We start from the raw sequence: 25,027 nt of genomic DNA on the forward strand, positions 1-25,027 counted from the left end.
GCCCATGCCAAAAACAAAGGACATACATTAAATATAGCGCGATCAGCCGCTTATGCCACCGGTTCCGCCGGTTCCGCTGATTCCACGTATCGTGGCCAGATCGTATTTCTTGATCTTGTCATAAAGCGTCTTTCTGGGAATACCCAGTTGTTCGGCGGCAAGCGCGACATTGCCGTCGGCGGCCGCCAGAGCAGCCTCGATCAGCCTGCGCTCGTAAGCATCGATCTGCTGTGGCAAGGCAATCCCGCCGGCAACCGCGTCCATCACAGCAGCGTCAGCCACACCCAGCACCCAGCGATCTGCAAAATTGCGCAATTCACGTACATTGCCCGGCCAGTCGCGCTGCTGCCATTGCACCATCTGCGCGGCCGTCCATACCGGTGCTTCACGCCCGTATCGAATCGCAGCGGCATGGACGAAGTGCGCCAGCAGCAGCGGGATATCGTCACGCCGCTCGCGCAATTGCGGCAGGTCGATACTGACCACGCCGATGCGGTAGTACAGATCTTCGCGAAAGGTCCCCTGCCCGCTCAATTGCAGCAAGTCAGCCTTGCTGGCGGCGATCACACGGCAATCGATGACGATGGATTCGTTGCCGCCCAGGCGTTCCAGCCGGCGCTCCTGCAGCACGCGCAGCAGCTTGACCTGCAAGGCCATAGGCATGCTTTCGATTTCATCGAGAAACAGCGTGCCGCCGTTGGCATATTCGAGTTTGCCGATGCGGCGCTTTTGCGCGCCGGTGAAGGCGCCGGCTTCATGGCCGAAGATTTCGCTCTCGAACACGCTCTCCGGCAATGCGCCGCAATTGATCGCGACGAACGGTCCCTTGCGCTCGCTGGCGGCATGCAATTGGCGCGCCACGACTTCCTTGCCGGTACCGGTCTGGCCGTTGATGAGGATATCTACGGCAGTCGGACCGACACTGCGGATCAGCGTACGCACGCGCTCGATGGCGGCGGACTGCCCGACCAGCGGCGGCGTATCGGGATCGGCTTGCCAGGCTTCTTTGAGGCGGCGGTTTTCGAGCACCAGATTGCGTTTTTCCTGAGCGCGCTTCGCAGTCTCCACCAGGCGCTCGGCGGCGAACGGTTTTTCAATGAAGTCGTAAGCGCCGGCGCGCATCGCTTCTACCGCCATGCCGACATCGCCGTGACCGGTCACCACGATCACCGGCAGATCGGCATCGGCAGCGACAACATGCGCTAATACTTCCAACCCGGAACGCCCCGGCAACCGCACGTCGGTGACGACGATGCCGGCAAAGCCTGCGTGCAGCAGCGGCAGAGCCTGTTCCGCATCGGCGCAGGCCTGCACGGTAAAACCGCCCAGTTCCAGCGTCTGCGCGGTGGCCTTGCGCACGCTTTGCTCATCCTCGATCAATACTGCCAGCGCGACCGGCGGCGGTGATTGCTTGTCCATTATTTGTTCCCGCTTGTTTCTGAGATGTCCGGCAACCGCACGATGAATTCGGCGCCGCCTTCCGGCAGATTGTGCGCCGACAGCTGGCCGTTCATCGCCTGCACAATCGATGAGGAAATCGCCAGACCAAGCCCCAATCCCTTGCCGGTGGACTTGGTGGTGAAGAACGGCTCAAACAAGTGCGGCGCCACATCGTCGGGAATGCCCGCTCCGGTATCGCGGATGCGGATCACGACTTCCTTGCCTTCACGGTCGAGGATTACGGTCACGCGCTTGTCGGCCACCAGCTCCACGCCGTCGACAGCATCGATGGCGTTGCGCAGCAGATTGATCAGCACCTGCTCGGTACGCACGGCGTCACCCATGACTTGTACGGGATGGCGCACGTCGATCTCGATGGCGACCGCCTGTTGCTGGAATTCATTACGCAGCAACAGCACGGCTGCCTCCACGGTCTGCGGCAAATCCACCACCGCGATGGCATCGCTGCTCTTGCGTGCAAAACCTTTGAGCTGGGCGATGATCTTGCCCATGTGGGCGCTGGCGCTGCTGATGTGTTCGAGGTTTTCTTCCACCTGCGGCAGCTGGTCGCGCCGCATGAACTGCACGGCGTTGTCGGCAAAGGCGCGGATCGCGGCCAGCGGCTGGTTCAGCTCATGCGTCATGCCGGCTGCCATCTGGCCCAGCATGGCGAGTTTGCCGGCCTGCACCAATTCGCTCTGGGTCGAGCGCAACATGCGTTCGGTGTGCTTCAGCGTGGCGTACCGCCCTTCGAGTGCCTGATTGGCGACGCGCAACTCCTGCGTGCGAACCGCAATGGTGGCATCCAGCTCCTGCGCCGCACGGCGCAAGGCATCGCGCGATTCCAGCCGCTCTTGCAAACGCCGCCTGCGCTGATACAGCGCCCACAAGGAAATGGCGGCAATCGCCATCACCAGCGCCACCCACATCGCCCACAACAGGGCCGCGCGGGCAATGCGTGCCTGGGAAGGAAACAGCATCAGTTGCCATCCTTGCCTGGAGATCGGCTGCATGATGTGCTCGCCAAAACCGCGCCGCAAATCCTTGCGCAGGGAAGCCACCGACGTAATCGGCTGGTCGGCGTACTGATGCGTGCCGGCCAGCTCTTTCAGCCTGCGGCTGTCGAGCGGCCGCAGGCTGTGGTATTTCCACTGCGGCCGGTTACTCAGGAACACCACTCCGCTGCTGTCGACCAGCGTAATCGGGTCATCGCTACTGCGCCAGGTGTGTTCGAATTCGGACAAATCGACTTTGACGGTCATGACGCCGATCGGTGCGCCCTGTCCGCGCGGCACGCCTGCCGGATAGATCGGCTGCGCCATGAAATATCCCGGCTCGCTGGAGACATTGCCGATGCCGTAGAAACGCCCGGCGCGACCGGCCAGCGCCTCAATGAAGTAAGGCCGGAAGCCGAAATCGCGGCCGATGAAACTGGTCTCTTCATTCCAGTTGCTGGCGGCCAGGGTCTTGCCCTTGTTGTCCATCATATAAATCGCCAGCACGCGCGACTGGCGCTGGATTGATTGCAGCGTCTGATTCAGCCGCGCAATCGCCTGGGCATCGTCAGGATGATGCAGCACCTGATCAACGTCAGCCAAAGCGCCCAGCGCGAAGGGCATGGTCTCGAATTTGTCGAGTATCGACTGCAGGTCGAGCGCAACGAGCTGCAGCTGGCGCTGACCGGCGGCACGCAAGTCGTTGCCGGCTTTGCCGGCGGCAATATCGTAAGTCGCAAAAAAAACCGCCATCGCGCACAGCGCGACGACGGTCACCAATATCGGAGTCTTGCGAGAAGTCATGGAAAGCAAATCGATCCGTTCTGAATGGGGTAAAGGCAGGGCATCAAAGCACCGCGGCAGTGCCCGCTATGATACCCGTCCCTCTCACTCCTGCCCGGATCGCTGCACGGACATGCTTCCCGCAGAGACATCAGTCCTCATCTTTGAGGTAGCCGACCTTGGTCGGATCCTTCATGCGGAAGGATATCAGCAAGGCAATCGCACACATGATGGAGACATACCAGTAAAAGCTCGACTCCATGCCCATCGACTTGAACGACAGTGCAACGAACTCCGCCGAACCGCCGAATATTGCGTTACCCACGGCGTACGACAAACCTACGCACAAGGCGCGCACTTCCGGCGGGAACATCTCGGCCTTGATCAGACCGCTGATCGAGGTATAGAAGCTGACGATCGCCAGCGCCAGAATCGCCAGGCCGAAAGCGGCATACGGATCGGTAACATCCTTCAGCAAATGCAGGATGGGTACGGTGCACAAAGTGCCGAGCACGCCGAAGCACAACATCATGTTGCGACGACCGATCTTGTCGGACAACGCGCCAAACAAAGGTTGCAGCAGCATGTAGACGAACAGCGCACCGGTCATCACTGCGCTGGCGGTCTTGGCGTTCATGCCGGCGGTATTGACCAGGTATTTCTGCATGTAGGTGGTGAAGGTGTAGAACATCAGCGAGCCGCCGGCGGTAAAACCAACCACCGTGAAGAAGGCGCCTCTGTGCTTCCACAAGCCGGCAAAGGTGCCGGCTTCTTTCTTGTTACGAGTTTCGTCGCTGGCAGTTTCGGTCAGCGAGCTGCGCAGATACAGCGCGATCAGCGCACCGGCAGCGCCCAGCACAAACGGCACTCGCCAGCCCCAGGCGCGCAGTTCATCGTTGCTCAGAGTCTGCTGCATCACGACCAATACCAGCACCGCCAGTAACTGGCCGCCGATCAGCGTGACGTATTGGAATGAGGCAAAGAAGCCACGGTTGTTCTTGGGCGCGACCTCACTCATGTACGTCGCGCTGGTGCCGTACTCGCCGCCTACCGACAAGCCCTGGAACAAGCGCGCCACCAGCAGCAGGAAAGGTGCCGCCGTGCCGATCGTGGCATAGGTCGGCAAGAAGGCGATCATCAGCGAACCGCCGCACATCATCAGCACGGAAATCATCATCGAACGGCGACGCCCATGCTTGTCGGCAATGCGTCCGAACAGCCAGCCGCCGATCGGACGCATCAGAAAGCCCGCAGCAAACACGCCGGCGGTGTTCAGTAGTTGCGTCGTGGTGTCGCCCTTGGGGAAAAATGCCGGGGCGAAATAAATGGCGCAAAAGGAGTAGACATAAAAGTCAAACCACTCCACCAGATTGCCGGACGAGGCGCCCAGAATGGCGAAAATGCGCTGCCGCGTATCAGCGGCTTTGGAAAGGTCTTGCTTGATCATCGTTATCTCCGGATGTATCCCTGTATTTATTAAGAAGGCGGTACACGGCACATGCAGGACATGTCGATGAACATGCTCGCTTTATTCCGTATGCTGCCGAAAGAGGGCAAAAAGACGCCTGCAATCGCCATCCGCTTCAGATTCAGAAGCGGCGCGACAAGAGCTAGAAAAGGACGTTGATTTAGTGCGAGGAAGTTGGCGTCACATCTGTCTCCTGATTTTATTTTTTGGAGTTCTTAATGCAGGCTTCGTGCCAATCGGCGATACGGCAGATAAAAAACAGCAATCCCTTGATTTAAAAGAGGATTTAAAAATCCCGGCGGCAGATGCAAAGGGCCGGATGTGCGGAAAACCGGAATCGAAGAAGCAGGCATTCCGGATATCCAGCCTGATCCTGGAAAAAATCGATAAAAAAACCGATAAAAAAGCCCGGACCTTTGCAGAACCGGGCTTGATATGCGCAGAACAGCGTCATGCCGGGCTACGGCAAGCGCGGCTCCCTCGGCGTGATGTCGATAGTGCGGCGCGCCTGCGGCAATGCCGGTGTGCCATTGATCGTGAAGACGCTCACCAGTTGCGCCAGACTGTCGGCCTGAGTCTGCATCGACGCGGCGGCGGCGGCGGCCTGCTCCACCAGTGCGGCATTTTGCTGAGTAACCTGATCCATCTGCGTGATCGCGTGGTTGATCTGCTCAATGCCAGTGGTCTGCTCCTGGCTGGCGGAGCTGATCTCACCAACGATGTCCGTCACGCGCTTGACGCTATTGACGACCTCTTGCATCGTAGCGCCGGCCTGCTCGACCAGCTTGCTGCCGTTGCCGACTTTTTCCACCGAGTCGTTGATCAGGACTTTGATCTCCTTGGCTGCTGCGGCTGAGCGTTGCGCCAGGCTGCGCACTTCGGATGCAACCACCGCAAAACCGCGGCCCTGCTCGCCGGCACGCGCCGCTTCGACAGCGGCGTTCAATGCGAGGATGTTGGTCTGGAAAGCAATCCCGTCGATGACGCTGATAATGTCGACGATCTTGCGCGACGATTCATTGATCGATCCCATGGTGTCGACTACCTGACCGACCACGCCGCCGCCCTGAGTAGCGATCTCGGAGGCGGATACAGCCAGCTGGTTGGCTTGGCGCGCGTTGTCGGCATTCTGCTTGACGGTGGAAATCAGTTCTTCCATCGACGAGGCGGTTTCTTCCAGCGCGCTGGCCTGTTGCTCGGTGCGCGAAGACAGGTCCAGATTGCCGGCGGCTATCTCACTCGACGCAGTGGCGATAGTGTCGGTGCCGCTTCGCACGTTGGTGACGATACCGCGCAGGCTGGTGTTCATATCCTGCAGAGCTTGCAGCAACTGGCCGGTTTCATCCTTGCTATTGACGGTGACCTCGGCAGTCAGATCGCCTTCGGCCACGCGGCGCGAAAGAACGACCGCGGTGTTGATCGGGCGTGTGATGCCGACCGTCAGATACCACGCGCACAGCACTCCCAGCGCCAAAATCAGGCCTTCCAGCGCCAGCAGCAAGACGCGGCTTTCTTCAGCGATCACGTCAATACTCCTGGCGGTCTCATCAATGTCCTTGCGTTGCAGTTCGACCAATTGACGCATGGTGTCCTGATAGGCATTGGAGGCCGGCACGAAAACTTTATCCAGCACGCGCTCGGCTTCTTCGATATTGCCGGCCGCCTTGGCTTTGTTGATGTCGTCGCGCGACGTCAGGTAAATTTTGCGTTGTTCGCCGATTTTCTGAAACAGCTTCTTCTCTTCATCGGTTTCCAGCAGCGCTTCGACCTTCTTCTGGAATTCGCCGGAGCTCTTGGAGGAGGCAACGGCCTCGGCCGCGAAGTAAGGGCCGAGCGACGGGTCGCTGCTCTTGGCGATGGCGATGGTGCGGCGGATACCGCTGGCGAGATTGGCGTACCAGTCGCCGATCAGACGTTCCTTCAGCAGCGGCTGGCTCATCATGTCGCGCGTGGCGCTCGATACGGCCTGCAAGCGCCAGATGCCGATGCCGGTAATCACGATGGAGAATGCCAGAATGACGGCAAAGCCCAAGGTGAGGCGCTTGCCGATCTTCATGTTTCCGATAATGTTCATTGCTTGTTTTTCATCCCTGGTTTCCGCCGCTGCTGCGGCTTGTTTTCGATATTCCCGTGCTGCTTACCTGCTCTGCCGGTCCATTGGCAGGGTCCGCTATTACACATCAGAACCAGTCATTTAATTTGCGGCAACATCAGCCGAAAAGCCCCGTAAATCAGGGCTTTGGCATCTACAACAGCCACCTGGGATGAAAAATCAATGAAATAATTTATCTTTGAACAACAAGCGACCTTGTCCTCGTTATCTCCTATGCAAGATCTCAGCGATCCAGTCCGACGATGATCTTGCCGACTTCGGCCAGCACGGCATTGCGTTGCTCCTCCGGCGCCCTGGTCCTGGTGAGATAGATCGACGCCAGAAGAGGTTTGCCTTGCGGTGGCCAGATGATGGCGATAGTGTTGGTCGTGCCGTAGTCGCCAGAGCCGGTCTTGTCACCCACCGTCCAGCCCGGCTGCATGCCGGCACGCACACGCCGGTCGCCGGTCTTGTTGCTGCGCATCCAGGCAATCAGTTGCTCGCGTGAAGACGGCGACAGCACGTCGCCCAGCAGGACGCGTTGCAGGTTGTCGCTCATGGCGGCCGGCGTGGTGGTGTCGCGCAGATCGCCGGGGATGGCGGTGTTGAGCTCGGTTTCGAAACGATCCAGACGGCTCTGCTTGTCGCCCAGCGACCTGATGAATTTGTTGAAGGGTTCCAGCCCGCCGAGGCTTTTCAACATCAGATTGGCGGCGGTGTTGTCGCTCAGGGTCAGCGCCGCTTCGCACAATTGCCCCAGCGTCAGTCCATCACCGCCAACATGTTTGCTGGTCGTCGGCGAATACGGCACAAGCACGTCGTTGCCATAGATGATGCGGCGATCGAGCTGCTCTTGTCCCGCATCGACACGCTTGAGGACGGCGGCAGACGCCAGAAACTTGAAGGTGCTGCACATCGGGAAGCGCTCGTCGGCGCGATAGCCCCAGCGCCGCTGCGTGGCGCTGTCGATGATGTCCACGCCGAGACGGCCGCCGACGCTTGCTTCCAGTTTCGCCAGGCGGGAAACGACGGAGGACGAGCCCATAGATTTTTTTACCTCTGTATTTCCAGCGGCCAGAGCGCCGGTCGCTGCGCCGCCCAATACCAGACCCGTCAACGTGAGAAATTGTCTTCTCGCAATCATAATTTTTCCTTGCAAAAATGAGTGTGAAGCGAAATGATAGGTAGCAACGGATGCCCTCGCAATTCACGATAACTGGCATCAAACCCCAGAAAAACTGATATCGCCCAACCTCATGCACTTACCTCTCAATGCCTTGCGCGCCTTCGAAGTGGCGGCGCGCCACCTGAGCTTCACCCACGCTGCGGACGAACTCAACGTCACCCAGACGGCCGTCAGCATGCAGGTCAAGAATCTGGAAGAACGCATGGGCGTGACGCTGTTTCGCCGCCTGCCGCGCGGCCTTGCGCTCACAGATGAAGGCCTGGCGCTGTTGCCGGTGCTGGCCGAATCCTTTGAACGCATAGGCACTGTGCTCGGCCAGTTTGAAAACGGCCAGATGCGCGAAGTGCTGACGCTGGGCGTGGTCGGCACCTTTGCAGTCGGCTGGCTGATGCCGCGGCTGCGTGAATTTCAGAAAACTTATCCCTTCGTCGATCTGCGCCTGCTGACCAACAACAATCGCGTCGACCTTGCCGGCGAGGGACTTGATTATGCGATCCGCTTCGGCGACGGCGCCTGGCACGGAACCGATGCCGAGCGCCTGTTCGCCGCGCCGCTGTCGCCCATGTGTGCACCGGCAATTGCGCCGCGCCTGCGCCGGCCGCAGGATCTGGCCGGCGAAGCGCTGCTGCGCTCGTATCGCACCGACGAATGGAATAGCTGGTTCGCCGCCGCCAATACACCCTGCCCGCCGATACGCGGTTTCGTATTCGACTCGTCACTGACGATGGCGGAGGCAGTGGCGCAGCAGGCCGGCGTCGCCTTGCTGCCGGTCAACATGTTCGAGCGTGAATTGCGGGAAGGACGGCTGGCCTGCCCATTCGAGATTTCCATCAGTCACGGCGCCTACTGGCTCACGCGCCTGAAGTCGAAACAACCGACACCGGCCATGCAGGCTTTTCGCAACTGGCTATTGGCGCATGCCGCCGGGATCGATGAGAAATCTCATTAACACGAGATAACGACCGAAAAGAAGCCGGAAAACGGGACAAAAAAGCCACAAACCTCTAAGGAAAAGCCCGATAGACGCGAAAGCTCGCCCCTCATAGAATAAATGATATAAACTATTTACAGGTCGCATGCTTTTACGGTTTGCGGTAAAAATGCAAACGATTACATCAATACGTAATTACATGCGGTTGGCAACAATGTCTCAACAAGGAAAAGGGGGACATCATGAAAAGGTACTTCGCAACGCTCTACAGAAAACTGGTCGACTATCTGAACGACTCCAGTGCCCTGACGACCGGCTCCCATCGTGGCGAGCCGCATTGCTGCGGCATGTATTCCGGCCTGTCCGATACATACCAGAGCCACGACAAGGACTGAACCTCTTTTCCCTTCCCGCACGCCATCGGCGGACGGGAAGGTTCTGCATTACCTCGCCCCTCCGTCGGACGGATCGTCTCAATTGATCTCCTTCCCCGACCGCAACAAGTCTCCGCTCTCTTCCCGCTATATCTCTCTCGCTGCTCTGCAACAACTGCTTCCTGATCACATATTGAGCCCCCCCCCTTCTTCGGAATGAGGTCCGGCAACATCCTTCCACATCCGAACTACACTAACCGTTCAGCCCGATTGCCCGGACACGGCTGATCTCTGCCTCAACAATCATCACGTACTGAAGCCAAATGCCCTTGCCTTTATAATTTCCATCTCCCGATGGCATCAAGTCACGAAACCAGCACATGTCCGACAACACCATTTCCCGCAACAAAGCCATGACCAAATTCGACCAGCACGACAGTGTCTGGCTGTTCGGTTACGGCTCGCTGATCTTCAAGGCGGACTTTCCCTTCATTGAACGCCGCCCGGCGCACATCGTCGGCTGGAGCCGGCGCTTCTGGCAGGGCTCGCACGATCATCGCGGCACGGTGCATGCGCCAGGCCGCGTGGTGACGCTGATTCAGGATGAAGGCGCGACGTGCGCCGGCATGGCGTATCTGATTACGCCGGAAGTGTTCGACCACCTTGATTACCGAGAGAAAAACGGCTACCTGCGCCTGTCGACCGACATCATTTTTGAGGATCACAGCAGCGCCGAAGGACTGATCTATATCGCGACGGAAGAGAATGCGGCCTTCCTCGGCCCGGCGTCGGAACGCGACATTGCGCGCCAGATCGCCGGCGCGGAAGGTCCCAGCGGACGCAATGCCGATTACCTGCTCGGCCTTGCCGTCGCTTTACGTGAACTGGGGAAAGAAGATGCTCATGTGTTTGAAATCGAACGGCATCTGCAACTGCTCAACGCCATCCATCAGGACTCCTGAGCAAGCTCGCCGCCGGTTGACGGCGGCAACCAAGGCCTGACGACCGGCTGCGACTACTGACGCGCCGCCAGCAGCAGCGCACCCGCGCCGATGAAGAAACCGCCGGTCGCCTTGTTCAGGCGCGCAACGCCGCGCGAGGTACGGATGAAGCGGCGGATCTGCTTGCCGCAGAGAGAATAGACCGTGCTCGACACGAATTCGGCGCACAGATAAATCGATCCCAGCACCAGGAACTGATGCGGCGCCGGACGCGCAGCATCGATGAATTGCGGAAAGATTGCCGCAAACAGCATGATCGCCTTCGGGTTGGTGATACCAAGCAAAAACTCTTGCATCACCAGCGCGCGCACGCTCTTTTGCACCGGCGCACTACTACCTGCCTTCTCCACGCCGTCGGCCAGCTCCAGCCCATGGAACTCACGGCTGCGCCAGGCGCGGTAACCGAGATAAAACAGGTAAACCGCCCCCAACCACTTCACCGCCGTGAATGCAGTTTCGGAAGCCAGCAGCATGGCGCCGAGTCCCACCGCGGAAATCGTCAGAAAAATTGCAAATGCCGTCACGCGCCCGAAGGTCGCCAGCAAAGCCACGCCGACACCGCGGCGAATGCCGTTGTTAAGCGCGCAAAAATTGTTCGGACCAGGCACCAGCGCCAACATGATGGCGACGGGGATGAAGAAAAAGGCGTCCATTGCGATTCCGTCTGAAGCATGGGAAGAGCGCTGATTTTAACAGCCGCATCGCTTTTCCGCTGCCGCTCTTGTACTGTTGACGACCTGATGCGCATCCGTACGGCGACTCATAAAACGCTTGACAATGCCAGCACAGAAGCCTTACTTTACCAATTAGTTAATTAATGAACCGCGAACACCATGCCTCCCGACCACCTCAGCGTGACCTTCTCCGCCCTGGCCGATCCGACCCGGCGAGCAATCCTGGCACGGCTGGCTTCCGGAGAGGCATCGGTAAAGGAGTTAATGGCGCCATTCGAGATGAGCCCGCCGGCGATCACCAAGCATCTCAAGGTGCTGGAGCGCGCCGGCCTGATCACGCGGGGCCGCGAAGCGCAGTGGCGGCCATGCAAGCTTGAGGCCCAGCCCCTGCACGAAGTGCATGCATGGATCGACCAGTACCGCCAGTTCTGGGAAGCCAGTCTGGACCGCCTCGAAGACTATTTGCGCGATTTGCAGGCAAAACCGGAGAACCTGCCCGAAACAAATCTGCAAACCGAAAAAATACAGTCAGCGCCGCCGAAAACACCACCCGGCAAAAAACGTAGCGCAAAAGTCGCAGTCAAAAAATAACAAGTCGCCACCGCAGCGGCGCCCTTCTTGCCCCATATTTATCCCAATACTTTTGAATGAGGAGCAGACCATGCAATTGCACACCTATCTCAATTTCAACGGCCAGTGCGAAGAAGCCTTCCAGTTTTACAAGAGCATCTTCGGCGGCGACATCCTGTTCATGATGCGCAACAGCGACTCGCCTATGGCCAAGGACATACCCGCAGAGCGGCTCAACCGCGTCATGCATGCGCGCATCATGATCGCCGGCCAGATCGTCATGGGCTCGGACGTGCAGGAAGACTACGCGGAAAAACCGCAAGGCTTCAGTATCACGATCAATACGCCGGATCCAGCCGAAGCCGAGCGTGTCTTCAACGCCCTGAACGTCGGCGCAGAAGTGCGCATGCCTTTGGAAGAGACCTTTTGGGCGATGCGTTTCGGCATGCTGACCGATCGCTTCGGCATCCCCTGGATGGTCAACTGCGAACGGCCGATGCCGGCCTGATTCAGCCTTTCCCGCTCGAGCATATTTTTAGCAATCCATCTTTGGAGACACGATGTTCAAAACCATAATAATCATCCTTGCCGTCATCGTCATTGCCATCCTGATCCTGGCTGCGCGCAAGCCTGACCACTTCACGGTGCAACGCAGCGTCAGCATCAAGGCTGCGCCGGAAAAAATCTTTCCCTACCTGAACAACATGCACAACTTCACTGCATGGTCGCCGTTTGAAAAACTCGATCCGGACATGAAGCGCAGCTACAACGGTGTCGCCAGCGGCAAAGGCGCGACGTATGAATGGGAAGGTTCGAGCAAAGCGGGTCAGGGACGCATGGAAATCGTGGAGGAATCCGTGCCGTCGAAAGTGGTCATCAAGCTCGACTTCACCAAGCCCTTCACCGCCAACAACATGGTTGAGTACACGCTGACCGCCAAAGGCGACGTCACGGAAGTGACGTGGGCAATGTCGGGGGCGGCGCCCTTCCCCATCAGGATCATCCATGTATTTTTCGACATGGATCGCATGGTCGGCAAGGACTTTGAAGACGGACTCAACAACCTCAAAAATCTCGCCGAAAAACAATAAGACAAACGGCGCTGCGGCCTCCCTTGCTGCATACAGGGAGGCGATCAAGGAGATATGCCATGAATATGCCCTCGACATTTTCGTCACTATCGGGTGCAGCGGGAGAGCTCAACATCACGCGCACCTTTGACGCGCCACGCGAACTGGTCTTCAAGCTCTGGACCGATGCCGAACATGTCCGGCGCTGGTGGGGGCCGCCGGCCCATCCCGCGGCCGTACTGGAGATGGACGTACGTCCGGGCGGCGCCTGGCGCGGTTGTCTGCACGGCGTAGAAGATGGCCGCAAGCTCTGGCAAGGCGGCATCTTTCAGGAGGTGAAGGCGCCGGAACGGCTGGCGTTCACTTTTGCCTGGGATGAAGAAGGCGAACGCGGCCTGGAAACGCTGGTCACCATCGACTTCACCGAACAGGACGGCAAGACGCAGATGCGCTTTCGCCAGACGCCGTTCCAGTCGGTCGCCGAGCGCGATGGTCATCAGGGTGGATGGAACGGCAGCTTCGATCGTTTCGTCGATTATCTTGCCAGCGCCGCGTTCTGACTCACCTACACATTCAGCGACATCACATCATGACTATTGCTCCCAATTTTTCCAATCCCGTCGGCAACGATGAGTTCTTCCTCAGCCGCGTCATCAACGCACCGCGCGAACTGGTGTTTCTGGCATGGACCGATCCGCGCCACCTGACCCAATGGTGGGGTCCCAAAGGCTTCGACAATCCCGTCTGCGAACTGGACCTGCGTCCCGGCGGCCGGCATCGCATCACCATGCGCGGCCCGGACGGCACCGACTATCCGATCACGGGTGAATTCATGGAAGTGACGCCGCCGTCGCTGCTGGTGATGACGATGGATTGCTCGGAGCATCCGACCGCCTGGCACGACATGATCGACCCGCAGCGCACTAGCGCCAATCCGGCCGGCATCATGTTGCAAACGGTCAGCTTCGAAGACCTTGACGGCAAAACCCGCCTGACCATCCGCACCCGCGCGGCAACCCCTGCCATCCTGGAAGCCCTGAAGAAGATGGGCATCAACGAAGGATGGTCTGGCAGCCTCGACCGCCTGGATGCACTGATGGCGAAATTGCAAGCCAAGTAAATCAACCAGACCGAAGGAGACGACATGATCTATCAGGGAAGCTGCCATTGCGGCGACATTGCCTTCGAGGCCGAAGGCGACATCGGCCCGGTGGTCGATTGCAACTGTTCGTATTGCAGCCGCAAGGGCACGCTGCTGTGGTTCGTCGCGCGCGACAAGTTTCGGCTGAAAACCCCGGAGAGCGCTATCGCCACCTATCACTTCAACAAGCACGTGATCGACCATCAGTTTTGCAAGCGCTGCGGCTGCCAGGCTTTCGGTTTCGGCGTCGATCCTCAGGGCAATAAAATGGCGGCGATCAATGTGCGTTGCGTCGAAGGAGTCGACCTGAGCGCCCTCAAACACATCCACTACGACGGCCGCAGCGCGTAGAGCCTGGTCGCGGTAGTGTAAAATTCCGGTCCGCCACCGACTCGCCGGGGCGGACCAGGAAAGCCATGAACATCACCATCAATAACGAACTCCTCCAATACATCGATCCGCTCACCGCTAACGAATACGCTGCTCTCGAACGCAGTCTGCTGGCAGAAGGCTGCCGCGACGCGCTGGTGCTGTGGGGCGAAGTGCTGGTCGACGGTCACAACCGTTACGAAATCTGCCGCAAGCACGGCATCGAATTCAAGACCGTACAAAACACCAGCTTTGCGTCGATAGACGACGTCATGCTGTGGATGATCGACAACCAGCTCGGCCGCCGCAGCGTCACCGACTTCCAGCGCGGCGTGCTGGCGCTGCGCAAGCGCGACATCATCTCGGCCCGCGTCAAGGCGGAGATGGATGCTTCCATCGAATCCAAGGATGCTTCCGCTTATGAACCCGTAGGCGATGGCGCCGCCAAACCTGCTGAGGATGCAGCAGCCAACTCCGCTATTCCAAGCGCGTCCATCAAGACCCGCGAAGACATCGCACGTGTTGCCGGCATCAGCAGCAACACCGTCGGCCAGATCGAAAAAATCCGCAAGACGGCTGCGCCGGAACTGGTTGAGGCGGTGCGCGCCGGCACCATTTCGATCAACGCGGCGGCGGCTGTCGCATCCTTGCCCAGCAATGAACAGGTCAACGCAGTTGCCGGCGGCAAAAAGGAATTGCGTCAGGCCGCCAAAATGGTACGCGAGCAGCAGGCCGCCAATCGCACGCCACGCACGCCACCCGCACCGCGTGCATTGTCGGAAGACGGCGAATCGGATGACGGCGCGCCCTTCTCCGGCTCGTCCCCGGTCGGCAGCAACGATCCTGCCGCTTTGCGTGCAGAGATCGCGGCCTTGAACGCACGTATCGCCGCCCTGACCGCCGAGAACCAGGCCCTGCAGGCGGAAGTCGATGCGCTGCGCGGCGTCGCCGCCTGAGCCAGATAGCAGCCACGCATTTTGCCGGCCTACACGCTCGCCGCTGCCGTCGAGGTCGAAGCGGAAATCCGCAAGAGCCGCTTCATCGGCATCGTCATGCCGGTCGACAGCCGCGACGCGGCACAGCTTGAACTGGAGCGCCTGCGCGCACAACATCGCGCGGCAACGCATGTGTGCTGGGCCTTGATGGCCGGAGGCCAGTCCGGCATGTCGGACGACGGCGAGCCCTCAGGCACCGCCGGACGCCCGATGCTGGAAGTCTTGCGCCACCACGAACTGGATGGCGTATTGGCGGCCGTGGTGCGCTACTACGGCGGCATCAAGCTGGGATCGGGCGGACTGGTGCGCGCCTACACCGATGCCGTGGCGTCGGCCCTGAAGCAGGCGCGGCGCATTGAGCGCATCGCCTGGGCCGAAGTGGAAATCGCCATCGCCTATGCCGATGAATCGCATCTGCGCTACTGGCTGCAACAAAAACAATACACGCTGGTCGGCAGCAGCCACGACACACTGGCGCGGCTGCACGTGCGGCTGCCTGCCGCCGATCTGGATCAGTTGAAGGAATCCTTGCCGCGGCTGGCTTCAAACGCTTCAATCAGACCTATCATGTAATCCATCCTCGCGGATTCGGCAGCGCTGAGGCGCCGCGTACATCCCCAGAGCAAATCGAACTCGGCGATGATCAGGTGATATTCGCCCTCGCTGATCACCGATGGCAGACTGGCTTGCAGTACGCTGGCTGGCATGATGCGGCTCCTTATCCCCTGTCCTTGCTTACTTCGCCGTCAATCTGCGCACCAGAACTATCGCGGTCAATGGCCCCAGCGCAAACAATCCGAACAGGCAATACGCCGCCATGCGGGCGCCATCTGCACCGCCGGGATTGCTCAGTCCGGCGGCGTTAGCAGTCAATCCGGCCAATGCCGCGCCGATGGCCATCGCATACAGCTGCACGGTACTGATGCCGGCTGAGGCCAGGTTTTCTTCACCGGCCTTCGCCGACTTCATCACACGTGTCACCAGATGCGGCCATCCCATACCGATGCCCAGTCCGACGCCGGCCAGCGCGATCGCAAAACACACGCCCGCAGTCGTCGACGCGATGCCATCGAGCAGGTCTCCCGGCAAGAGCAAGGCCAGGGCCGCCAGCGACAGCGCCATGATGACCGGCCCCGCGCGCACCATGCGATCGGCTCCCGCTTCACTGCTCGCCGAACTGAGCAAGGACGCCAGGCTCCAGCCGCCGGCCATGGCGGCCGTCATGTAACCGGCTTGCAGTGGCGAATAGGCGTGCAGCGTCTGCAGGAAGTACGGCACGAAGATTTCTGTCATGCCCGCGATCATCAACAGGGACAGACTTGCGAAGACTTTTCCCATGGTGCTTTTCAAAGTGTAAGCACCGGTCGGCAGCAGGGCAACGCCGGGGCGCAGGTCGAGCCGGGCAACCAGCACGCCCAATGCCAGCCCCGCCGCCACGCCGAGAAGCTTGCTGCCGTCATCCGGTGCTTGTCCGGCCAGTGCCACCAGCAAGACTGAAACAGTGAGCAAGGCGATTTTCAGCAAGGGCATTCGCACTGCCGGCTTGCCGCTGTCCGATTTATCGCGCAGCTGTGTCATCACCATCAGCGCTTGCGCCAGCGACACCGGCAAGAGGCACCAAAACGCCAGACGCCATGCGCCGCTTTCAGCAAACACGCCGCCAACCGCCGGCCCGAGCAGCGTGGCGATTCCCCACATGCCCGACACCAGCGATACAGCACGCGACCACAGCCGTTGCTCAAAGACGATACGGATCAAGGCGTAGCTCAGCGCCGCCAGCAGCCCGCCGCCGACGCCTTGCACACTGCGTCCGCCCAGCATCCAGAACATGTCCTGTGCCGTGGCGCACAGGATGGAGCCGGTCGAGAAAACCGCCAGCGCAAGCAAATAGGTGCGCCGCGGTCCAAGCACATCCAACAGCTTGCTGATCAGCGTCGAACCGAAAATCGATGCCGCGACAAACAACGTAATGTTCCAGGCGTAGTAAGCCAGGCCGCCGATGTCGCGCACCACCGAGGGCAGGATGGTCGTGACAATATGGACGTTGATCGCGTGCAGCGCAACGCCGCCGGTCAGCGCAACGGCACGCAAGGCATTGCCGCCGGAAAGCAGTTCGCTCCAGCTGGCGGATTCAGCCAGGACAACGGCATCGTTGCCGATGCGGCTGGTGTTTGCGATGTTGCTGATGTTACTGGTGTTGCTCGTGTCGCTCATGGCGCACCTCGACAATCGGATGGAGAAAGCATAATATGCAAGTGTTTAATTGGATATTTATTCAAACGCATACTAAACCCGCCCCATGAAATATACAAGTAAACACTTGGAAAATAACGATGCCATGTCGACAGCTGAGCGCATCCTGTTCCGTCTCAAGACCAAAGGACCGGCCTCGACCGCGCTGCTGGCGCAGGAACTGGCGATGACGGCGGAAGCGGCGCGGCTACAGGTACAGAAGCTGCTGGCGGACGATCTGATCATGGGTGCGCAGGAAGCGTCCTCCGGCGCCGGAAGGCCGAAGCAGAACTGGGAACTGAGTGCGGCCGGCCATGCCCGTTTCCCTGACTCGCACGCTTACCTGACGGTGCAACTGATAGGATCAATCAGGCAATTGTTTGGCGAAGAAGGATTGAACCGCCTGATTGCGCAACGCGAAGGCGAAATGCGCAGCGACTATCTGCGTGCCTGCCAAGGGCAAAGCAGCATTCCGAAAAAACTGGAAAAACTGGCCGGTCTGCGCGCGGCGGAAGGCTACATGGCGCGCGTCGAGAAACAGGGCAAGGACTGGCTGCTGATCGAAGACCATTGCCCGATCTGTGCGGCCGCGCAAAGCTGCCAGGGATTCTGCCGCTCCGAGCTGCAGCTGTTTCAGGAAGTGATCGGCGACGAAGCATCGGTGACGCGCGAAGAGCATCTGCTGGCCGGAGCCCGGCGCTGTGTCTATCGCATTCACAGCCGGGGCTAGCCGCCCTTCTTTCCGTATTGCTCCACATCATGGTCGCTTCGTGTCAAAATCATTGTCGCGAATCCAGAGAACAATCATTTCATCCTTATAAGGAAGCAGCAATGAAGACACCGATCACCGCCTGCCTGCTGGCATTGACGCTGGCGGCATGCAGTACGACGCCGCCGAACCAACAGACGACACCGACCGGACAAGTCCCGCTGGCGCGTATCTATATCAAGAGCATGACGGCGCAACTGCCAGACCTGGCCGAAGTGCAGTTCTCGCGCGAGTCGGGATTTTTTATCGGCAGCTCGCCTGAAGAACTGGCGATCAATGACGTCGTACTGGCAGAGATCTGGGAAGGAGAACGCCTGAGCATCTGGCTCAAGCCGGGCGCCAGCTACACCTTCAGCGTCAAACCCATGCGCTCGCTCAACACCAACTACACGATTCCGCCTGCTACGTTGACACTCGATCTCAAAGCGCCAACCGTCTATAAGGTACGCATCGGCTTTGATAAAAAGGGACTCACGCTGCAATCGCAGAACTGAATTTAAGGACAAGGCAAAGCAGCTATTCCGGTACCAAAAAAAGCGCGGCAAGTCCGCGCTTTTTTACGTCTGCGGCCCGGCGACCGCACTTCCATTGCCAGACGCCAACCAATGCCGGGTCGCAACAAAACAAAGCCCAGCTGGCGTGGCTTTCAGGCCTTTTTCGCATTTTATTATTGCCGTCGAAAAACTATCTCAGCCAAATTACAACACTCCCAAATAAATTATCAAGCGGACATGATTCTTCTCAGTCGGAGGTCTTCTTCCGCACTAAGATGTGGAAAAAATGAACTAGAAGAAGAGCGACATGCAAGACGAACTTTATCTGATCAAAGAAGCAGAAGTGGGCAATCGCCAGATTGGCCTGGCCAAGGTAGTCGTCACTTTGTTGCTGCTGTCTGCCGCTATCGCCACACCGTTGGCCATGGTGCCGCTATTGCCGATTCCGGGGTACATGAGCGCGTTCGGCATCGCCATGGTCATCATCAACGTCATTCTCGGCGCGCTGCTGTTCGCCAAAGGCCTGATCGAAAGCAAGGAGCGCACGATACGCCTGGGCACCGCCTACTTCTTCGTCACCGTTATTTTCGTTCCGCTGATTGCTGCGTTTCCCGGCGGCCTGATGTCCGAGCCCATCATCGGCACCACCAGCAGCGCAGTCTGGCTGTGGTGTTATTGGCACATGGGTTTCGGTCTGCTGATCATTCGCTACGCGCTGAGCGCCGACGATACCGCCGGCACAGCGGCGAGCGTGCGCACTTCCGTCATTGCGGTCATCGCCGTGGTGGCCTTGCTGACGGCGAGCGCCACGATCGGTTTGCCGTACATGCCTGCCGTGTTCCGCAACGGTAAAAACTTCTTCGACGATTCGACGCTGGTGATTCCGGTGCTGGTGTTTGGCGTCAATCTGATCGGCCTGCTGTGCGTGATGCGCATGCGCGACAGCCGGCCCGAACAGTTGTGGGTGATGGTCGGCATGTTCGCCGCCTGCATCGATGTGTGGCTGACCCTGTACGGCGGTTCGCGCTTTTCGCTGGGCTGGTATTTCGCCAAAATGACCAGCCTGTTCACCTCGCTGGTGGTGCTGATTTCGCAGTTATATGGCATCACGCGGCTCTATAACAGCATCGCCGGCGCTAACAAGATCCTCATGACGCAGGCCAATCAGGACGGCCTGACGGCACTGTCCAACCGGCGCTGCTTCGACAAGGTGCTGGAAATCGAATGGAATCGAGCCCGCCGCGACAAGCGCTCGCTGGCGCTGCTGATGATCGATGTCGACTTCTTCAAGAAATACAACGACTGCTACGGCCATCTGGCCGGCGACGATTGCCTGCGCCAGATCGCCAGTCATCTGCTGGCCGTGATCAACCGTCCCGGCGATGTGGCCGCACGCTACGGCGGCGAAGAGTTCGTGGTGATGTTGCCCAATACCGACGCCGGCGGCGCGCGGCTGGTCGGCGAACGCCTGCTCTACAACCTGTCGCAGGCGGCGATCCCCCATGCGCAGAATGTGCCGTCCGGATACGTCACGCTGAGCATCGGCGTGTCGGCTATCGTGCCCGGCACGGGCAACAGCACGACCATGCTGGCCCTGGCGGCCGACAAAGCCCTGTACGAAGCCAAGGAACACGGCCGCAACCAGATCCGTACCGGCGTACTGGAGAGCATCGCTCCCGCGGTGTCGCCTGCTTATCTGATGGGTTGAGCGATCGGTCGATTGAGCGAAGAAAGGTCCAGATATTCAACAACCCGATAACTGATATTGGGAATCAAAATTGGAAAAACGGGGGCGAAACACGCATACTGCAACGCAACATAAATCACTTTCTTGCGGAGCCTGCCATGCGTATTCTGATCGACATCCTGCCATACACCCTGCTGATCGCTGCAATGGTCGCACGCTACTTCGCATCGACACGCTAATCCGGCAGTCAGTACCGGCTGCTCCCGCTTGATTCGAGCCTGGAGCAGTTGTCGAAGAGGCATCAAAGGGCAGAGTTGATCTGCCCTTTTGTTTTTTGGCCGTTTCTCCTGTCTCTTCCCCGCTTTTCAGGTCGGGCACTTCTGCCAACCAATCTTTACAATCCTTTCCCCTCGCTCAAGAAAAACCCGGCGCCGTCGATATGCTGCTGGGGCCTTGTCGCCTCTTGCTGTTACTCTCCCTGCTCTTCATTTATTTTGAAAGATTGCTCATGCAGCGCATCATGACCATCATCCTCTCCACAGCACTGGCGCTGGCGCTCACCGGCTGTGCCTGCGCTCCGGGATTCGTTGGCTTTGACAGTCGCTGCAGCTTTCTGAACTTCCCCAGCGGTCAGCCTTGAGACGTCTTTTCAGTTGTAAATAGAGGTTAATTTTTATCCTGTCCATCACCACTGAGAATCCACCTCGCCGTTGATCGTCCGATGCGGTGTGCGTCGCAACAAAAAAGCCTTCACCCCCGGTCACATCCAAGTCACTCCAGGTGTAACGCCAGCCACGATTGCAAGTCCGCCTGGACACGCAAACGCCGCTCCCTGGATTCATTGAAAATCTCATGATAGGCATCGTCGTAGCAGTACAGGGTTTTGTCGACCTGCGGCACGCCGGCGAAGAAGGAGCGGCTTCCCTGCGGATCCACGAAAGCGTCGTCACCGGCAATCTGCAATAGCAGCGGCAAGGTGAACGTGGCAGCGTCACGCTGTACCTGCGCCATCGCCGAGAGCATGAAATTGACTACCCGCGCCGCGACCTTGCCGTGATTAAGCGGATCGCGGCGATACGCCTGCACCACTTCGGTATCGTGCGACACCAGGTGCGCCGGCAAGCTGGTCGGTACGGCGAGGCCCGGCGCAATGCGCGTGGTCAGGGCCAGCAAGATTTTCTGAAATGCAGTCATACGGATCGCCAGTGCGGGCGACGACAGCAACAAGCCGCGCACTTTGGACAAGCCGCCGGTGGCAAAGCGCGCCGCCACCAGTCCGCCAAGGCTGTGACCAAACAGAAACGGCGTGCTATTGCACTGCTGCGCGAAATCGTCAAACACCAGCTTCAGATCGGTCAGGAAATCGGCGTCGCTATGCAAGCTGCCACGTACCCCGCCCGATTGCCCGTGCCCGCGATGATCGTGAATGCGCACGGATAGGCCTGCATCATGGAACAACCCTGCCAGCTCGCCGTAGCGTCCACCATGTTCGCCCAATCCATGTACGAGAACGATCGCGCCCCGCGGCTGGCGATGTCGCCACTCACGGTAAAACAAGGCGGTACCGTCACTGGCCTGAAGGAATCCGGTATTTTCGTTATTGATCGGCATGAGGCGTAAGGTTAGCGGTGAGGTTGAATACGGGCCTGAATCGGTGAAGTGTATGCAAACACAGTGTCATAGATGACGACGCCCATGGACAATCCAAAGCAGAACATGCATTGTTGTTGCCCTCAGGCGATCTGGCATATTCAGACAACCAACAGAACCAACAGGCAGGACGGGGGCGGAACATGGACGATCTGCACAAAATCGCAAGACGATGCAGGTGCATTCGGCAGAATGCTTCAGGGTCATTATATCGGGAGGTTAGGATTATCCGCCGCTGCACTGGTACGACGGCTCACAACTGACGGGTGCAAGAAACGGTGAGATCGACATGCTCGCCACGCTCAACGACACGCCCGAACGACGCGAATTTCCGACCTTCACAAGCCTCTCGCCGTTCACCAGTCCGATTGCCGTGTTCATCTTGCGCAGCAGGCCGTTCACCTACCGGGAACGGAAAGACCTGATCGGCCGCATGAAAGCAAACGTGTGAGGATTTGAAACAAGGGATGAAACAAGGGATGCGCAGAACGCGCATCCCCTTGAATTGGTGTTGGTATATTTTTTAACCGCCAACTCCGGTGTGGAGACCAGATAGTACGGTTGCCACCACATCGCCACCAATCGGACGACGCCGGATTGGCGTGTAGGACAAACTCCCGCTACGCTTGATCACCTCTCCCCTGCACCGCCGCCTCTTCACCAACGTGAGGCTGGGCGCGCCGTGCGGCATCGTCACGGCGAAAACGCCTGCTACGGCGTATCGCCAGCTGCAGGCTTGCCACCCATGACAGCGGGCGCGGATGCACCACGGCGCGCAAGGCGCGTGCGTAGTCGAGCGTCAATCCCGGCGTCCAGGCCATGGTCGCCGCGCGCTTGTGAATCTGGCTGGCGACCCAGACCTCGGGTGTGAAAAGAATCTTCACGAAGGCCAGCCAATGTCCGGCGCGGCGTCCGATGACACCTTCCAAAGCAGCCTCCAGCGCATGCGCAACGGTGCTGGAGCAATTGCGATAGGTCAGGTTATAAATTTCTTCCTGCCGGTAGCGCTGCCAGAACTGCAGCAGACGCCGCAAGTCGTAGTCACGGAATAAAATCTTCTCAGTCGAGGGGCACCAAGACGCCGCCTCGGACGGATAGTCGGTGAGGTAACGGCCCCGTACATTGTTGTCCGGGGTGGCGCGCAGCAAGCGGGCGAACTGATCCGGCGAACGATCGATTTCCTCTGCCGGATACAAGCTGATGTACAAATCCGGCGCGATCTCCAGTGCGGCATGGCCGGTAGAAACCGTACCGCTGGCGTCGACTGCTGCGATGTAACGATTGACAATGGGACGGTTCAAGGTCTGTTCTTTGGCGGAGCCGACCGGCGTCCAGACATGCACCGTCATCGGCGCCGCGCTTGCGGTATCGGCCACGACATCGGCAGCAGGAATCCGACCGTCGTGGCTGCCGGCATCAAGCGGACGATCGGAATCGGCATTGCGAAAAGACAGCTGAGAAATCGATGCCGAATGCGGCAGACGACGCGTACGGCTGGCCAGCCAGATCAGACTCCAGCCGCTGAAGATCAGCCCCATCCCGATACAGTACGGCAGCGTTCCTTTGTAATGCGTCGGATACGGCTGGAAGAAAAAGATCGCAATCAGGATCTGTCCGATGCCGCCGGCCAGCGCCATGCGCCAGCGCGGAAAACGCACCACCAGCGCCGAGGCGATCTGTAATCCGCCGCCGATGGTGAAGGCGGCGCCGAACAACATGGCCAGCACCATGTCGCCTATCGGGTGCAGTGAAATCACCAGCAGCGAGATCAACAGGAACAAACCGCCTTTCAGATAACGCAGCGACTTTTGCGCGCCGATGCCGCTGGACGCCAGGAACAGCGTCGCCAGACTCTCCAGCAACAGCAGATAGCCGAACAGCGTCAACGGAAACACCAGGACACCGTCGAGCGCATCAATGCACAAACTGACGCCGATCACGCCCCATGCCAGCCCGATCAACGCCAGCACATGCCAATAACGGCGAATGAAATCTGCTCCCAGCAGCAGTAAAGCCAGACGTATCACTACTGTCCCTCTCCATGTTTAAAATCGCGTGCTGTTCGTCAATTGACGATAGCGCGTACTTACTTATTTACTTATTTACTTACTCATTTACCTGCTCATTTTAACGTCGTTGATATTTATGTCCTCTCGCATGTAATTTCGTACGACGACATCCGTGACAAGCCCGAGGCCGCGCGGCGATAATGACCGATCACCCTCATCACTTTCGATATGTCCCTGCTCATCAAGATCGCCAGCGCCCTCCTGCTGTTTCCCGCCAACCTGTTGCTGCTGGCAGCGCTGGGATTATTGCTGCGCCATCGCTGCCGCCGTGCAATCTGGCTGAGCTGGGGCGCACTGGCGCTGCTATGGCTGGTCAGCACCCGTGCCGGCGCGTTGCTTCTGGTAGCGCCGCTGGAGGCGCAAACGACGGCACTCACCACGGTACCGGCAACGACGCAGGCCATCGTAGTACTCGGTGCACGCCGGCAATCCAACGCGCCCGAGTACGGTAATCGGGATGCTCCCGGTTACCTCGCGCTGGCTCGTTTGCAATATGCCGCCCGACTCCATCGCACCAGCCGGCTGCCGTTGCTGGTGACTGGCGGCAAAACCGATAATGCAACCGAAAGCGAGGCCGAAGTCATGGCGCGCAGCCTGCAGGACGATTTTGGCGTAACGGTACGCTGGCGGGAAAACGACGCCAACGACACAGCGCAAAATGCATCCTTGTCGGCTGCCATGTTGCGTCAGGCAGGCATACAGCGGATCCTGCTGGTCACGGATGCGATCCATATGCCAAGAGCGTTGGCCAGTTTTCGCAAGACAGGACTTGAGATAACACCGGCGCCCACCGTTTTTTTCAGCCGTGAACGCTTGAGCCTGTATGACTACCTTCCCAGCGGCGAAGGCTTGCGGCGCAGCAACTACGCCCTCCATGAATGGATAGGATTGCTCTGGTACAAGCTCCGGGACAAGACGAGATAAAGCCCATGAAAGCCGCACTAATCGCGGCTTTCTTTTTTTCTAGCACGTTTAAAGTTAGTCTGTTGCCGAGCCGTTAATAATTAAAAAACGACAACAACTCGGGTATCGCTATC

Annotated in this window: 26 protein-coding genes; 16 read left to right on the forward strand and 10 right to left on the reverse strand. The window is 59.0% G+C overall.

Translation table 11 applies throughout. The annotated features are described in order from the left end of the window. Nucleotides 1-42: 42 nt before the first annotated feature. The 5 genes from AC1RN6_RS02370 to bla all read right to left on the reverse strand — a co-directional run bounded on the left by AC1RN6_RS02370 (nt 43) and on the right by bla (nt 7,919). Nucleotides 43-1,419 (reverse strand): sigma-54-dependent transcriptional regulator, encoded by a 1,377-nt coding sequence (locus tag AC1RN6_RS02370; protein ID WP_493002767.1) that lies wholly within the window; start codon nt 1,417-1,419, stop codon nt 43-45. Then, nucleotides 1,419-3,239, reverse strand: a complete 1,821-nt coding sequence (locus tag AC1RN6_RS02375; protein WP_493002769.1) for a sensor histidine kinase — start codon at nt 3,237-3,239, stop codon at nt 1,419-1,421. The genes AC1RN6_RS02370 and AC1RN6_RS02375 overlap by 1 nt, the downstream gene beginning before the upstream one ends. Nucleotides 3,240-3,369: 130 nt before the next feature. Further along, nucleotides 3,370-4,665, reverse strand: a complete 1,296-nt coding sequence (locus AC1RN6_RS02380) for an MFS family transporter (RefSeq protein ID WP_493002770.1) — start codon at nt 4,663-4,665, stop codon at nt 3,370-3,372. 481 nt (nt 4,666-5,146) lie between these two features. Beyond that, complete coding sequence (locus AC1RN6_RS02385) at nt 5,147-6,760, reverse strand: methyl-accepting chemotaxis protein (RefSeq protein ID WP_493002771.1); 1,614 nt, start codon at nt 6,758-6,760, stop codon at nt 5,147-5,149. Between the two features lie 262 nt (nt 6,761-7,022). Next, nucleotides 7,023-7,919 (reverse strand): class A beta-lactamase, encoded by an 897-nt coding sequence (gene bla, locus AC1RN6_RS02390; RefSeq protein WP_493003496.1) that lies wholly within the window; start codon nt 7,917-7,919, stop codon nt 7,023-7,025. A gap of 115 nt (nt 7,920-8,034) precedes the next feature. Between bla and AC1RN6_RS02395 the strand changes: the two genes are divergently transcribed. From AC1RN6_RS02395 to AC1RN6_RS02405, 3 genes are all read left to right on the forward strand, one after another. Beyond that, nucleotides 8,035-8,913, forward strand: coding sequence for a LysR family transcriptional regulator (locus tag AC1RN6_RS02395; RefSeq protein ID WP_493002772.1), 879 nt, complete (start codon nt 8,035-8,037; stop codon nt 8,911-8,913). Between the two features lie 224 nt (nt 8,914-9,137). Next, nucleotides 9,138-9,290, forward strand: a complete 153-nt coding sequence (locus AC1RN6_RS02400) for a hypothetical protein (protein WP_493002774.1) — start codon at nt 9,138-9,140, stop codon at nt 9,288-9,290. A gap of 359 nt (nt 9,291-9,649) precedes the next feature. Next, nucleotides 9,650-10,231 carry a gamma-glutamylcyclotransferase gene (locus AC1RN6_RS02405; protein WP_493002775.1) on the forward strand — a complete coding sequence of 194 codons (582 nt, stop codon included), beginning with the start codon at nt 9,650-9,652 and terminating at the stop codon, nt 10,229-10,231. A gap of 53 nt (nt 10,232-10,284) precedes the next feature. Here the strand turns inward: AC1RN6_RS02405 and AC1RN6_RS02410 are convergent, their stop codons facing one another. Next, a complete protein-coding gene (locus AC1RN6_RS02410; protein ID WP_493002776.1) occupies nt 10,285-10,923 on the reverse strand; it encodes a LysE family translocator in 639 nt (212 codons plus the stop codon). Between the two features lie 180 nt (nt 10,924-11,103). Between AC1RN6_RS02410 and AC1RN6_RS02415 the strand changes: the two genes are divergently transcribed. From AC1RN6_RS02415 to AC1RN6_RS02450, 8 genes are all read left to right on the forward strand, one after another. Then, entirely contained in the window at nt 11,104-11,535 is a 432-nt protein-coding gene (locus tag AC1RN6_RS02415; protein WP_493002777.1) for an ArsR/SmtB family transcription factor, read from the forward strand. A 70-nt stretch (nt 11,536-11,605) separates the two neighbouring features. Then, nucleotides 11,606-12,022, forward strand: a complete 417-nt coding sequence (locus AC1RN6_RS02420) for a VOC family protein (RefSeq protein WP_493002779.1) — start codon at nt 11,606-11,608, stop codon at nt 12,020-12,022. Nucleotides 12,023-12,074: 52 nt separating this feature from the next. Then, complete coding sequence (locus AC1RN6_RS02425; protein WP_493002781.1) at nt 12,075-12,605, forward strand: SRPBCC family protein; 531 nt, start codon at nt 12,075-12,077, stop codon at nt 12,603-12,605. A 59-nt stretch (nt 12,606-12,664) separates the two neighbouring features. Continuing rightward, on the forward strand, nt 12,665-13,144 hold the full coding sequence (locus AC1RN6_RS02430) for an SRPBCC domain-containing protein (protein WP_493002784.1): 480 nt from the start codon (nt 12,665-12,667) through the stop codon (nt 13,142-13,144). 29 nt (nt 13,145-13,173) lie between these two features. After that, entirely contained in the window at nt 13,174-13,704 is a 531-nt protein-coding gene (locus AC1RN6_RS02435) for an SRPBCC domain-containing protein (RefSeq protein WP_493002785.1), read from the forward strand. Nucleotides 13,705-13,728: 24 nt separating this feature from the next. Continuing rightward, nucleotides 13,729-14,076 (forward strand): GFA family protein, encoded by a 348-nt coding sequence (locus tag AC1RN6_RS02440; protein WP_493002787.1) that lies wholly within the window; start codon nt 13,729-13,731, stop codon nt 14,074-14,076. Nucleotides 14,077-14,141: 65 nt separating this feature from the next. Next, complete coding sequence (locus AC1RN6_RS02445) at nt 14,142-15,050, forward strand: hypothetical protein (protein WP_493002788.1); 909 nt, start codon at nt 14,142-14,144, stop codon at nt 15,048-15,050. Between the two features lie 21 nt (nt 15,051-15,071). After that, nucleotides 15,072-15,662: an IMPACT family protein gene (locus AC1RN6_RS02450; protein ID WP_493002790.1), complete on the forward strand. Its 591-nt coding sequence runs from the start codon at nt 15,072-15,074 to the stop codon at nt 15,660-15,662. Here AC1RN6_RS02450 and AC1RN6_RS02455 read toward each other — a convergent pair. Then, nucleotides 15,602-15,796 carry a hypothetical protein gene (locus AC1RN6_RS02455; RefSeq protein WP_493002791.1) on the reverse strand — a complete coding sequence of 65 codons (195 nt, stop codon included), beginning with the start codon at nt 15,794-15,796 and terminating at the stop codon, nt 15,602-15,604. The two genes, AC1RN6_RS02450 and AC1RN6_RS02455, sit on opposite strands and share 61 nt — an antisense overlap. A gap of 28 nt (nt 15,797-15,824) precedes the next feature. Further along, a complete protein-coding gene (locus tag AC1RN6_RS02460) occupies nt 15,825-17,303 on the reverse strand; it encodes an MFS transporter (protein WP_493002793.1) in 1,479 nt (492 codons plus the stop codon). 124 nt (nt 17,304-17,427) lie between these two features. Between AC1RN6_RS02460 and AC1RN6_RS02465 the strand changes: the two genes are divergently transcribed. The 3 genes from AC1RN6_RS02465 (at nt 17,428) to AC1RN6_RS02475 (ending at nt 20,292) form a co-directional block, all read left to right on the forward strand. Then, nucleotides 17,428-18,051, forward strand: a complete 624-nt coding sequence (locus AC1RN6_RS02465) for a helix-turn-helix transcriptional regulator (RefSeq protein ID WP_493002794.1) — start codon at nt 17,428-17,430, stop codon at nt 18,049-18,051. A 101-nt stretch (nt 18,052-18,152) separates the two neighbouring features. Further along, nucleotides 18,153-18,584, forward strand: coding sequence for a hypothetical protein (locus AC1RN6_RS02470; protein ID WP_493002795.1), 432 nt, complete (start codon nt 18,153-18,155; stop codon nt 18,582-18,584). Nucleotides 18,585-18,891: 307 nt separating this feature from the next. Further along, complete coding sequence (locus tag AC1RN6_RS02475) at nt 18,892-20,292, forward strand: GGDEF domain-containing protein (protein WP_493002797.1); 1,401 nt, start codon at nt 18,892-18,894, stop codon at nt 20,290-20,292. Nucleotides 20,293-21,042: 750 nt separating this feature from the next. Here the strand turns inward: AC1RN6_RS02475 and AC1RN6_RS02480 are convergent. Then, complete coding sequence (locus AC1RN6_RS02480; protein ID WP_493002798.1) at nt 21,043-21,882, reverse strand: alpha/beta hydrolase; 840 nt, start codon at nt 21,880-21,882, stop codon at nt 21,043-21,045. A 328-nt stretch (nt 21,883-22,210) separates the two neighbouring features. Between AC1RN6_RS02480 and AC1RN6_RS02485 the strand changes: the two genes are divergently transcribed. After that, nucleotides 22,211-22,372 carry a hypothetical protein gene (locus AC1RN6_RS02485; protein WP_493002799.1) on the forward strand — a complete coding sequence of 54 codons (162 nt, stop codon included), beginning with the start codon at nt 22,211-22,213 and terminating at the stop codon, nt 22,370-22,372. Nucleotides 22,373-22,541: 169 nt separating this feature from the next. Here AC1RN6_RS02485 and AC1RN6_RS02490 read toward each other — a convergent pair whose 3' ends face one another. Beyond that, nucleotides 22,542-23,948 (reverse strand): HdeD family acid-resistance protein, encoded by a 1,407-nt coding sequence (locus AC1RN6_RS02490; RefSeq protein ID WP_493002800.1) that lies wholly within the window; start codon nt 23,946-23,948, stop codon nt 22,542-22,544. Nucleotides 23,949-24,158: 210 nt separating this feature from the next. Here AC1RN6_RS02490 and AC1RN6_RS02495 point away from each other — a divergent pair, with 210 nt between their 5' ends. Beyond that, on the forward strand, nt 24,159-24,914 hold the full coding sequence (locus AC1RN6_RS02495; RefSeq protein WP_493002801.1) for a YdcF family protein: 756 nt from the start codon (nt 24,159-24,161) through the stop codon (nt 24,912-24,914). Nucleotides 24,915-25,027 lie beyond the last annotated feature (113 nt).

Source organism: Herbaspirillum sp. GW822-FHT03A08 (genome assembly GCF_058801885.1).

Coding starts and splice junctions, on each gene's coding strand:
- AC1RN6_RS02370 (WP_493002767.1), bottom strand. CDS start 1,419: ATGGACAAGCAATCACCGCCGCCGGTCGCGCTGGCAGTATTGATCGAG.
- AC1RN6_RS02375 (WP_493002769.1), bottom strand. CDS start 3,239: ATGACTTCTCGCAAGACTCCGATATTGGTGACCGTCGTCGCGCTGTGC.
- AC1RN6_RS02380 (WP_493002770.1), bottom strand. CDS start 4,665: ATGATCAAGCAAGACCTTTCCAAAGCCGCTGATACGCGGCAGCGCATT.
- AC1RN6_RS02385 (WP_493002771.1), bottom strand. CDS start 6,760: ATGAACATTATCGGAAACATGAAGATCGGCAAGCGCCTCACCTTGGGC.
- AC1RN6_RS02395 (WP_493002772.1), top strand. CDS start 8,035: ATGCACTTACCTCTCAATGCCTTGCGCGCCTTCGAAGTGGCGGCGCGC.
- AC1RN6_RS02400 (WP_493002774.1), top strand. CDS start 9,138: ATGAAAAGGTACTTCGCAACGCTCTACAGAAAACTGGTCGACTATCTG.
- AC1RN6_RS02405 (WP_493002775.1), top strand. CDS start 9,650: ATGTCCGACAACACCATTTCCCGCAACAAAGCCATGACCAAATTCGAC.
- AC1RN6_RS02410 (WP_493002776.1), bottom strand. CDS start 10,923: ATGGACGCCTTTTTCTTCATCCCCGTCGCCATCATGTTGGCGCTGGTG.
- AC1RN6_RS02415 (WP_493002777.1), top strand. CDS start 11,104: ATGCCTCCCGACCACCTCAGCGTGACCTTCTCCGCCCTGGCCGATCCG.
- AC1RN6_RS02420 (WP_493002779.1), top strand. CDS start 11,606: ATGCAATTGCACACCTATCTCAATTTCAACGGCCAGTGCGAAGAAGCC.
- AC1RN6_RS02425 (WP_493002781.1), top strand. CDS start 12,075: ATGTTCAAAACCATAATAATCATCCTTGCCGTCATCGTCATTGCCATC.
- AC1RN6_RS02430 (WP_493002784.1), top strand. CDS start 12,665: ATGAATATGCCCTCGACATTTTCGTCACTATCGGGTGCAGCGGGAGAG.
- AC1RN6_RS02435 (WP_493002785.1), top strand. CDS start 13,174: ATGACTATTGCTCCCAATTTTTCCAATCCCGTCGGCAACGATGAGTTC.
- AC1RN6_RS02440 (WP_493002787.1), top strand. CDS start 13,729: ATGATCTATCAGGGAAGCTGCCATTGCGGCGACATTGCCTTCGAGGCC.
- AC1RN6_RS02445 (WP_493002788.1), top strand. CDS start 14,142: ATGAACATCACCATCAATAACGAACTCCTCCAATACATCGATCCGCTC.
- AC1RN6_RS02455 (WP_493002791.1), bottom strand. CDS start 15,796: ATGCCAGCCAGCGTACTGCAAGCCAGTCTGCCATCGGTGATCAGCGAG.
- AC1RN6_RS02460 (WP_493002793.1), bottom strand. CDS start 17,303: ATGAGCGACACGAGCAACACCAGTAACATCAGCAACATCGCAAACACC.
- AC1RN6_RS02465 (WP_493002794.1), top strand. CDS start 17,428: ATGTCGACAGCTGAGCGCATCCTGTTCCGTCTCAAGACCAAAGGACCG.
- AC1RN6_RS02470 (WP_493002795.1), top strand. CDS start 18,153: ATGAAGACACCGATCACCGCCTGCCTGCTGGCATTGACGCTGGCGGCA.
- AC1RN6_RS02475 (WP_493002797.1), top strand. CDS start 18,892: ATGCAAGACGAACTTTATCTGATCAAAGAAGCAGAAGTGGGCAATCGC.
- AC1RN6_RS02480 (WP_493002798.1), bottom strand. CDS start 21,882: ATGCCGATCAATAACGAAAATACCGGATTCCTTCAGGCCAGTGACGGT.
- AC1RN6_RS02485 (WP_493002799.1), top strand. CDS start 22,211: ATGCTCGCCACGCTCAACGACACGCCCGAACGACGCGAATTTCCGACC.
- AC1RN6_RS02495 (WP_493002801.1), top strand. CDS start 24,159: ATGTCCCTGCTCATCAAGATCGCCAGCGCCCTCCTGCTGTTTCCCGCC.